The 9,508-nt window shown below is 70.5% G+C and carries 10 protein-coding genes; 8 read left to right on the top strand and 2 right to left on the bottom strand.

Annotation, left to right across the window (positions count from 1 at the left end; genetic code table 11):
• Positions 1-825: 825 nt before the first annotated feature.
• The 3 genes from AC0T5L_RS23565 to AC0T5L_RS23555 all read left to right on the top strand — a co-directional run bounded on the left by AC0T5L_RS23565 (position 826) and on the right by AC0T5L_RS23555 (position 2,841).
• Positions 826-1,476, top strand: coding sequence for a DUF6230 family protein (locus AC0T5L_RS23565; RefSeq protein ID WP_476167664.1), 651 nt, complete (start codon positions 826-828; stop codon positions 1,474-1,476).
• Positions 1,477-1,547: 71 nt separating this feature from the next.
• A complete protein-coding gene (locus AC0T5L_RS23560) occupies positions 1,548-1,979 on the top strand; it encodes a DUF6114 domain-containing protein (RefSeq protein WP_476167663.1) in 432 nt (143 codons plus the stop codon).
• Between the two features lie 190 nt (positions 1,980-2,169).
• Positions 2,170-2,841 (top strand): hypothetical protein, encoded by a 672-nt coding sequence (locus tag AC0T5L_RS23555; RefSeq protein ID WP_476167662.1) that lies wholly within the window; start codon positions 2,170-2,172, stop codon positions 2,839-2,841.
• 149 nt (positions 2,842-2,990) lie between these two features.
• Here AC0T5L_RS23555 and AC0T5L_RS23550 read toward each other — a convergent pair whose 3' ends face one another.
• The gene (locus AC0T5L_RS23550; protein ID WP_476167661.1) at positions 2,991-3,266 is read right to left on the bottom strand and encodes a hypothetical protein; all 276 of its coding nucleotides are present in this window, start codon (positions 3,264-3,266) and stop codon (positions 2,991-2,993) included.
• Positions 3,267-3,349: 83 nt separating this feature from the next.
• Positions 3,350-4,957 carry a molybdopterin-dependent oxidoreductase gene (locus AC0T5L_RS23545; RefSeq protein ID WP_476167660.1) on the bottom strand — a complete coding sequence of 536 codons (1,608 nt, stop codon included), beginning with the start codon at positions 4,955-4,957 and terminating at the stop codon, positions 3,350-3,352.
• 134 nt (positions 4,958-5,091) lie between these two features.
• On the opposite strand from AC0T5L_RS23545, the gene sigK reads away from it, so the two are divergent.
• The 5 genes from sigK (at position 5,092) to AC0T5L_RS23520 (ending at position 9,464) form a co-directional block, all read left to right on the top strand.
• Positions 5,092-5,703, top strand: coding sequence for an ECF RNA polymerase sigma factor SigK (gene sigK / locus AC0T5L_RS23540; protein WP_476167659.1), 612 nt, complete (start codon positions 5,092-5,094; stop codon positions 5,701-5,703).
• Positions 5,700-6,443: an anti-sigma factor gene (locus AC0T5L_RS23535; RefSeq protein ID WP_476167658.1), complete on the top strand. Its 744-nt coding sequence runs from the start codon at positions 5,700-5,702 to the stop codon at positions 6,441-6,443. Before sigK ends, AC0T5L_RS23535 begins: the two co-directional genes overlap by 4 nt.
• Positions 6,444-6,628: 185 nt before the next feature.
• Positions 6,629-8,269, top strand: coding sequence for an AMP-binding protein (locus AC0T5L_RS23530; RefSeq protein WP_476167657.1), 1,641 nt, complete (start codon positions 6,629-6,631; stop codon positions 8,267-8,269).
• Positions 8,270-8,520: 251 nt separating this feature from the next.
• The gene (locus AC0T5L_RS23525) at positions 8,521-9,015 is read left to right on the top strand and encodes a MarR family winged helix-turn-helix transcriptional regulator (protein ID WP_476167656.1); all 495 of its coding nucleotides are present in this window, start codon (positions 8,521-8,523) and stop codon (positions 9,013-9,015) included.
• A gap of 215 nt (positions 9,016-9,230) precedes the next feature.
• Positions 9,231-9,464 carry a hypothetical protein gene (locus AC0T5L_RS23520; RefSeq protein ID WP_476167655.1) on the top strand — a complete coding sequence of 78 codons (234 nt, stop codon included), beginning with the start codon at positions 9,231-9,233 and terminating at the stop codon, positions 9,462-9,464.
• Positions 9,465-9,508 lie beyond the last annotated feature (44 nt).

Below are 9,508 nucleotides of genomic sequence, written 5' to 3'. Positions count from 1 at the left end.
AGCCCGTTTCGCTTCCGCGTTTCCTTGGGAGCGCCCCCTGAGCTTACCGGATCAAGAACACTGCCTGAACCAGTTCGACTCGGAGGAGGAGATTGCCGCCGAATCCGTCTCGGTTGCGAGTCGGCCCTGAGGACCGCTCACCGCTCCGTGGCGACTCGAGGAACACTACCCCCCGCCGGAACACCGAGCAAACCGAAACACCTGTGTCGCCACTCACACCTTCATTCGGGACCCGTGCCCCTCCTCCCGCCTTCTTCGCGCGCCCGCCCCCGCACGCGACGCCCCTCTCATCCGCCGCCACCCCGCGCCCCTCTTCCTCGACCGCTGGCGGAGTTCGCCGCTCCCCGCTCACGAGGGCTACCCACACCAGCACCAGGGGCCACTTCCTCACCACGTACCGAAGGGATACTCACCTCGTTGAGGAAAACGACCCGGGCGGCCGCTCACCGCAATGACAAAGACCGAACGTGCTCCGGATGACCTTCCGGACCAAGCTGTAACCGATCCGGAACACGAGCACTGATTTGAATAGCGAAACCCTCTGCCCCTACCTCGCCCATCGCCCCAATCGCATCGTTCTCGCAGGCCAGGGCGCCAGAGAACCAGGACATAGGGCGTTTACCAGCAAACACGCAGAAAGGCTGGGAAAGTTTCCGAAACACCCTTGAAATCCTTCTGGGGCCGATACATGATGTGCAGCGTTACTGGAACGGATTCTGGTCCGGTGGCACCCCGCTGGACGGGGACAACCACTACCAGGCCGCGTGCCGGATGTTCGGGGGGACGGCAGGCGCAGCGCGGCCATGCACCCATGGAAGGACCTGCATGGACACCACATCCCCCGACGTGGCCGGCGACTCCGTCGGAACCACCGAGGCTCCTGAGAGCCACACCAGCTGGAAGCGCTTCGCGCTCTTCTCAGTCCCGGCAGGCGTCGCCGTGGGCGGCATTCTGATCGCCATGGCCCAGGGCGCGCTCGCCGCCTCGTTCACCGTCTCCGGTCAGGACTTCAAGATCTCCGCCGACAGGCTGGACGGTGAGGGCTTCGTCCAGTACGGCTGGCTGGACGAGACGGTCCGCGAGGACGCCGTGCCCGTGGCCGTCGCCGGGATCAGGAACGCGGAGATCGACGGCCTGTGCCAGTCGGTCCTCACCGAGTTCCCCATCATCGGCGTGATCTCGCTCCAGCTGACCGCCGGTGACCAGGGCACCCCTGTGGAGGCGGAGAACCTGGTCATCGACATGTCCCAGATGGACGGCGACGCCGAATTCGAGAACATCGAGATCGGCCGCGACGCGGGCACCCTCGACCAGGGGCCCGCCGGGGCCCAGGGCTTCAACGACCTGTTCGGCATGCAGTCCGACACCATCGTCGTGGAGGACCTGGAGCAGACCGCCAGAGCGGCCAGTGCCGGCACCTTCCGCCTCTCCGGGCTGAGCCTGGGCATCAGCCTCGGGGAGGATGAGTGCTTCTGAGGTCGTCGCGGAGCCTGGGGGCCGCTTGGCGCCGATGGTGTAAGCGCCGCCCCTTCGCGGGAGGGCTCCTGATGATCCTCTCCGGTGCCGTCATGACGTCCTTCGTCATGATGCCGGTGGAGCTGATGCTCCAGACCGGCGTCGGCGGGGTCTCCTCGCTGATGTTCGGCGGCATGCTCGCCGTCCTCGGCCTGGTCACCTGGTTCACCCCGAACCAGCACGTCATCACCGGTTCACTGGCCGGATTCCTCGGCTTGGGCGCGCTCATCCTCTCCAACCTGGGCGGCTTGGTGATCGGCACACTGCTGGCGCTGGTCGGCGGCGGGCTGGCCTTCTCCTGGCGGCCCGTGGCCCGGCCTCCACGCAGGCGGCGGCTGCTCCGGAAACGGCACTCACATGACCCGGCACGGGAGGAGACGTCCGGGGAAGCGGACACGGATGACGAGGAGGATCCGGGCGTACCGGCCTCCCCGCCTTCGACCGCCCCCCGCTTCGAGGGGTGACTCCTCGAAGGCACAGGACGTTCGAACCGTGCCTCCCCGACCACCGGGGACACGCGGGAGCAGGTACCTGGACCCGCGTGCTCCCGGTCGTCCGTAAGGAAAACCACGTCTACCGAGTCGGCGCGTACCCCCGGATTCCGCCGGACGGCACGTCCGTGTGCCCTCCGGCCGTCACACACAAGGAGTACACATGTCGGTTCTGCGACCGGTATCCCCCGCCCGCTGCCTCACCGCCGTCGCGGCGGCCGGTGTCCTGGCCCTGTCCTGGGGCGGCGGTGCCGCCGCCCAGCAGGGTCCGACCACCGTGGCGCCCGCCGGTGCGGCCTTCGAGGCCTCGCTGAGCGGCAGCGCCACCTTCACCGCGGGCAGCGTCGTCGTGACCTGCCAGGCTTCGTCCACCTCCCCGGGCAGCGGCAACAACCTCGTGCCCGAGGCGCCCGACAACCACAACCCCGCCGGTGCGGTCTCCTCCACGATCAACGCCCCGAGCTTCACGGACTGCTCGACCAACGTGCCGTTCGTGAACGCGGCGGTCACCGTGAACGACGCGGTGTGGGAGATGACCATGCAGCACGGCTCTCCGTCCGTCGGCACCATGGTGATCCCCGCCGGGGGCATCGTGGTGAACACCAGCGGCCTGTCCTCGTGCACCGCGACGGTCAGCCCGAACGGCCCGGCCGACATCGGCGGCACGTGGTCCAACGGCGACCCGACCTCGACGCTGGCCTTCGACACCGCGGCCCCGGTCGAGGTGACGGGCGGGTTCGGCTGCCCGACCGACGCGACTGAGGCGCCCTTCCAGGCGACCTACGAGGTGACCAACGTCGACGACCCGTCCACGCCGATCACCGTGACCGGCTAGCCGGGGGACCGGCCCCGCTCTCCGGGGCACGGGTACGCGTACGCGATCGCCCCCGTATCCCGGAAACGCCGGTATGTCGGCCGGGGCCGCCGCAACGCGGCGGCCCCTCGCGGGCGTTCCCGTCGTACGGGGACGCCCCGGTCGTCGCCCTACATGTCGTCGTCCATGGAGTCCTCCGGCATCTCCTCGTCCATGGAGTCGTCGGACATCTCGCCTTCGGACATCTCCTCGTCGGACATGTCGTCGCCCTCCATGTCTTCGGACGTCTCCTCGTCCATGGAGTCCTCCGACATCTCCTCGTTCTCCACGGTGTCGCCCCCCTCGGCGGCACCGTCATTGCACGCCGCCAGGCCGAAGACCGCGACGAGGCTGATGGCTCCGGTGGCGAGGAGTCGGCTGAGCTGGTTCGCGGGGATCGTGCGCATGGTGTTCTCGTCTCCTTGTCATCGCTGCCGCGATGGGTTGACCGGGCCCGTTCCGGCCCGGTGGTCTGTGGTGGTGGCCGGGGTCAGGCCACGGTCACGGTGACGGCGTGGTGGCCGGTCGCTCCGTCCGGCGCGGGCGGCGCCTCGTCGGAGGTCTGGGTGTGTCCGTCGCGGTCGGTCGCGCGGACGGCGATCCGGTGCTCTCCGGGTTCGGCGTCCCATTCGAGGACCCACTGCCGCCACGTGTCGGCGGTGTCCTCCTCGGCGAGACGCGCCTCGGCCCACGGCCCGCCGTCGACGCTCACCTCCACCCGGTCGATACCGGTGTTCTGGGCCCACGCCACTCCGGCGATGGCGACCTGTCCTGGTCTGAGGTCCGCGCCGCCGCTCGGTGTGTCGACGCGCGACTGGGTCTTGACCGGTCCGCGCGCGGACCAGCCCCGGGGCACCCAGTAGGCGTCGAAGGCATCGAACGTGGTCAGCTCGATGTCAGTGATCCACTTGCAGGCGGACACGTATCCGTACAGACCCGGGACGACCATGCGGACGGGGAAGCCGTGCTCGTAGGACAGCGGATGCCCGTTCATGCCGACCGCGAGCATGGCCTCTCTGCCATCCATGACGTCGGCGACGGGCGTGCCGATGGCCATCCCGTCATGGGAGCGCGAGACGAGCTGGTCGGCCGGTCCGCCGTCGGCGGGGGAGCGGACTCCGCTCTCGGTGAGCAGGGAGGCCAACGGCACGCCGATCCAGCGCGCGTTGCCGACGTAGGACCCACCGACCGGGTTGGAAACGCAGGCCAGGGTGATGTCGCGTTCCCTGAGGTCGGGATGGTCCAGCAGTTCGGCGTAGGTGATGACCCGTTCCCTCCCGATCCCCGAGCCGTGGATGCGCAGGGACCATGTGGAGGCGTCGATGCGCGGCACCGACAGGGCGGTGTCGATCCGGTAGAAGTCGGTGTCGGGGGTGAAGAAGGGCGCGAGTCCGTCCAGCTCCAGGTCAGCGCCGTCGGGGAGCGGAGCGGCCCGGTCACCCGGGCGCGGGAGCACCGCGCTGTCAGGGGTGAGGTGGGCGGCGTGCGCCGAACCGGTCAGAAGCCGTGCGCCGGCACCCGTGCCCGCGGAGGCGGCGGCCGCGGCCCCGGCCAGGAGTGCGAACCGGCGACGGTCGAACCCGGCGGGTACGTCGTCCTCGCCACCGGTGGACGGGCCGGGGCCGCCCGCGCCCCGGAGAGGCGTGCCACGGTCAGCCGCGGCGCTGAGCAGCCATAGGAGGACTCCAGTGCAGGCGACGGCCCCCGCCAGGGTGGGCAGTGCGTCGAGCGGTCCGCTCACGGGTCGGGTGAGCACGGCTGCCAGGCCCACTGCCGTGAATACGGCGATCCCGGCCGAGCCGAGGGCCCTCCTGCTTCCGGCGGCCGCCCCGACCAGGGCCGCCGCCGCGGCCAGGACCGCAGCGGTTCCGATGAGCAGGGCGGGTTTGTCCGCTGTGCCGAAGGTGTCGACGGCGAACTGCTTCACGGGCAGCGGCACGAGGTCGACGACCGCGTCCCCGACCGCCAGCAGGGGCGTACTGGTGGGACGCGACAGCGCCACGGCAACGGCCTCGGCCACGGCCAGCGCGGAGGCGGCGGCCACGAGCCCTGCGACGGCGGCCGGTCCTCGGCGGGTGCTGCGAATGGTGTCGGACATACCCCCGGTTCGGTGCGGAGCCGAAGGGGGCGACGGCCAAAATGATAACGAGTAGGTAAAGTCCGCCATTCTGGGGTCACCGGCACGACAACGGCGCCGAATGCCTGTGGAGGGCATGGAAGAGGTGGTGGCCGATGAAGCGGACGGCCGAGTGGGAACACGGGGAGGCCGAACCCCCCGGCAGCGGAGGCGCGCGGGACGAACCCCTGGCGCGGCTCCTCCAGCAGGCCGCCATCGGCGACCTGGCTGCGTTCGAGGGGGTCTACCAGCGGCTGTCCGGTCCGGTTTTCGGCATCGCCCGCCGGGTCATGCTGAACGAGGCTCAAGCCGAGGAGATCTGCCAGGAGGTGTTCCTGGAGATCTGGCGGACCTGTGCCCGCTATGACCGGTCGAAGGGGAGCGTGTCGGCATGGATCCTGACCATCGCGCACCGGCGGGCCGTGGACCGGGTGCGCTCGGAGCAGGCGGCGTCGACCCGGCTCGCCGCCGCCGGGCGCCTGGAGCCCAGGACGACCCCGCTGGACTCGGTCCCCGAGCAGGTCGAGCACCGGCTGGAGCGGGAGAAGGTACGGCGGTGCCTGCGCAGGCTCACCGAGACCCAGCGGGAGGCGGTCCGGCTCACGTACTACACGGGGTACACGCAGCGGCAGGCGGCCGACCTGCTGGATGTCCCGCTGACCACGGTCAAGGGAAGACTGCGTGACGGCCTGATCAGGCTGCGCGACTGCCTGGGGGTGGGCATATGAGCGAGGCGGGTACGCACGGGCTGACGGCGGGGTACGCGGTCAACGCCCTGGACCCGGAGGAGGCGGAGGCCGCCGAGCGGCATCTGGAGGAGTGCGAGGACTGCCGCCGCGACCTGGCGGACTTCCGGGAGACGGCGGTGCGCCTGGCCGGGTCGGAGACACGGGAGCCGCGGCCACAAGTGTGGGAGGCGATCCACGAGGCCGCCCTACGGACCCGCCAGCTTCCTCCGCTGGCCGGTGAGCCGAAGCGCAGGCGGCGTCGCCCGCGTGCCGGGGTGGTACTCCTGCCGGATCGGTCCCGGTGGCTGCCGTGGACGGTGGCGGCGGCGTGCGCGCTGCTCGCCGTGGTGCTCGCGGGGTCGCTGGTGTCGGTGAGCCAGCGGATGGATTCCGAGGCCCGGCACGCGGCGGAGATGGAGAAGCTGCTCGCCGCCTCCGACACGAACATGGTGGAGGCCCCGCTCGGGGACGCGCGGGCCACGCTCTTCGCCTCCTATGAGATGGACGCGGCGATGCTGGTGGTGGAGGGACTGCCGTCCGCGCCGCCGGGGATGGCCTACCAGATGTGGTGGGCGGACGAGAGCGGTGTGCGTTCGGCGGGGATGCTCGAGCCGTCGGCGGACGACCGGCACTCGGGGATGGCCGAGGACATGGGGAGTCCGGACCAGCTGCGCGTGTCCTTGGAGTCGGAGGAGGGCACCCCGGAACCGACGGGGAAGCAGATGTCGATCGACATGTGACCCAGGTGGGCCCGCGGTCTCGTCCCGGGGTGACAACTACGCGCGGGTAGGGACTCACCCCGGGACGGAGAAACGGCGGGGGCTCCTCACTTACGGTCGCAGTACTTCCGGGGAGTCACGAGGCGAAGGCTCCCCGGGCAGGCGCGGAACGCTTCGCCCGTCCCCGTCCGCCCCTCGGAGACACCATGGCGCCCAACGCCGAAGAACCGTCCGCGACCCAACGACTGCTCCAAGCCCTCAGGACGGTGCGGATCCTGGTCCGCGCCGGTGTGCTCAGCCCCGGACGCCCCGACAGGATCGTTCGCCAGCTACGGGCCCTGCGCACCTGGGGCGCCACGATCGCCGGCGGCTACGCCGCCGCGAACGAGCGCGTGCCCGACGCCGTGGCCATCGTGGACGAGCGGGGACCCGCGACCTTCCGCGAGATGAACCTGCGCGGGAGCGAGCTGGCCCGGCAACTGCACCGCGCGGGGGTGGGACAGGACGCGCGGGTGGGCGTGCTGTGCCGCAACCACAGTGGTTTCGTGCAGGCGATGGCTGCCTGCGGTCGCCTCGGCGCGGACACCGTGCTGCTGAACACCGGGCTGTCGGCGCACCAGCTGGCCGCCGCGGTGGCGGACAACGGGGTGTCGGTGATCATCGCGGACGCGGAGTTCGAGGGCCTGTGCGCGGAGCTGCCACCGGAGGTGGCACGGGTGGCGGCCTGGGGTGAGCCGTCGGTCGAGGGGCCGCGGCTGCCGTGGCGGGCGGAGGAGACCACGGAGGCCGAACCGGAGCCGCCGGAGCGTCCGGGCCGGTTGATCGTGCTGACGTCGGGGACGACGGGAACGCCCAAGGGTGCGCGGCGACCGACCCCGAAGGGGCCGCAGGACGCGGCGTCGGTGCTGTCCCGTATCCCCCTTCGCTCCTCGGACCGCATCCTGGTCTCGGCGCCGGTCTTCCACACGTGGGGGCTGGCGGGCGTACAGCTGGGCATATCGATGCGGGCGACCCTGGTGATGCGTCGGTTGTTCGAGCCCGAGGACGTGCTGCGGACGGTGCAGAAGGAGCGGTGCACGGCGCTGTTCGCGGCTCCGGTGATGCTGCGGCGGATCATGGACCTGCCAAGGTCGACGCGCGAGCGGTACGACACCTCGTCGCTGCGAGTCGTGGCGTGTAGCGGTTCGGCGATGAGCCCGCAGCTGATCACGGACTTCATGGACGCGTTCGGGGACGTGCTCTACAACCTGTACGGATCGACCGAGGTGTCGTGGGCGACGATCGCCACGCCCGAGGACATGCGCAGGTCCCCCACCACGGCCGGCCGTCCGCCTCTGGGAACACGGATCGAGGTTCTGGACGGGGACGGCGCGAAGGTCCCGCCAGGGGCCGAGGGGTCGATCTACGTCGGCAACGACATGCTCTTCGACGGCTACACGAACGGCCGGGGCAAGAGGGTCGCGAACGGGCTGATGGAGACCGGTGACCGGGGACACGTGGACGCGGACGGGCTGCTGCACGTGGCGGGCCGGGACGACGACATGATCGTCTCGGGCGGGGAGAACGTGTTCCCGCGCCCGCTGGAGGAGGCGATCTTGACGCTTCCGGAGGTGCGTGAGGTCGTGGTGACGGGTGTGCCGGACGAGGAGTTCGGGCAGCGGTTCGCGGCCTTCGTGGTGCCCCACGAAGGCGGGAACGTGGACCCGAACAAGGTACGGATGCACGTGCGTGACCTGCTCGGCCGGTTCTCGGTGCCGCGTGATGTGGTGGTACTGGACGGGCTGCCGCGCAATGCGACGGGCAAGGTGGTCAAACGCCTGCTGCCGTACCAGGCGCCACGCCGGTAGGCCGCGCGGGTCCTGGCGGACCGGGCCCCGGTGCTTCCCCTTCCCCTCCCCCGTCGCGTGCGGTCGGGGGATTTGGGGGGACGGAGCGGGGAGGAACGTCGGCGCGGCGCTGGCGCACAACGTCGGCGCGGCGCTGGCACCCCTTTCGACCTGGCAGGACACGCACCGGGGCTCCACTCAGGACTCCGTACCATTTTTCTTTGTGCGCAAGGTAATTGTGGGCTTTGAATATCATGGGAGAGGTAACTACCATGATGACGATGCCCGACCGATCCCCTGCCCCCGCGGGCGGCTTCCCTCTTCCCGCCGTCGACGAGCAGATGTGCTTCGCGCTCTACGCTGCCTCTCGTGCGGTCACCAACCTCTACCGGCCTCTGCTTGAGCCTTTGGGTCTGACCTATCCCCAGTACCTGGTGATGATGCTCCTCTGGGAGCGCGGCGAGTGCTGGGTGAAGGACTTCGGCACCGTGCTCCAGCTGGACTACGGCACCCTCACACCGCTGCTCAAGCGGCTGGAGGGCCGAGGACTGCTGCACCGCGGCCGCGACCCGCAGGACGAGCGCTCCGTACGCGTCAACCTCACCGAGGAGGGCCGACGGATGCGGGCGCGTGCCGAGGGTATTCCGGAGGCGATCGGCAGGGTCATCGACCTCCCCGAGGAGGAGTTCGAGGCCACGAGGCTGGCGTTGCGCCGCCTGACCGCGAACGTGATCGCGGGGGAGGCCCGCCTGCCCGAGGACGGTTGAGGCGGGAAGGACTCCGTCATCGCTGCCGCCGTCGGGGGACACCGGCGGCAGCGGTCGGCGGCGGGGACGGGCACCACGGGGGTCGTGTCCGTCCCGAAGGGTGGGCGGGTCGTGGTCACGGCCCGCCCTCATCCGTTCCGGAACCGGTTCTCGTATACGCCGCCCGTGTCCCCGTTCCTCTGAGGGCCGGCCCTCGCGGGACTAGGGTTGGGGCCATGTCGATCTGGGCGTCAGACAACCGCAGCGGCCGAGTCCGCGAAGCCCTGACCATGCTCCTCTCCCAGGGAGTGATTGACGACTTCCGGATCCGGCCGGACGAGGAGTTCCCCTTCCGGGTGACCGTCCCCGCCGGTGTGGTCCCGATGACCGAGCACCAGGCGGCGCACTTCGCGCTCGGTGCGAGCGTGGGCCACTTCGGGCGTCTGGCGCGCAGCCGGGACGAGCTCTAGGCAGGGGCCCTCACCGGATGATCTTGCCCCCAATGGCACCGTCG

The sequence above is a fragment of the Nocardiopsis sp. TRM 82005 genome (genome assembly GCF_056312425.1).
The sequence above is the reverse complement of the archived record's forward strand: the minus strand, read 5'-3'. Positions and strand labels throughout refer to the sequence as shown.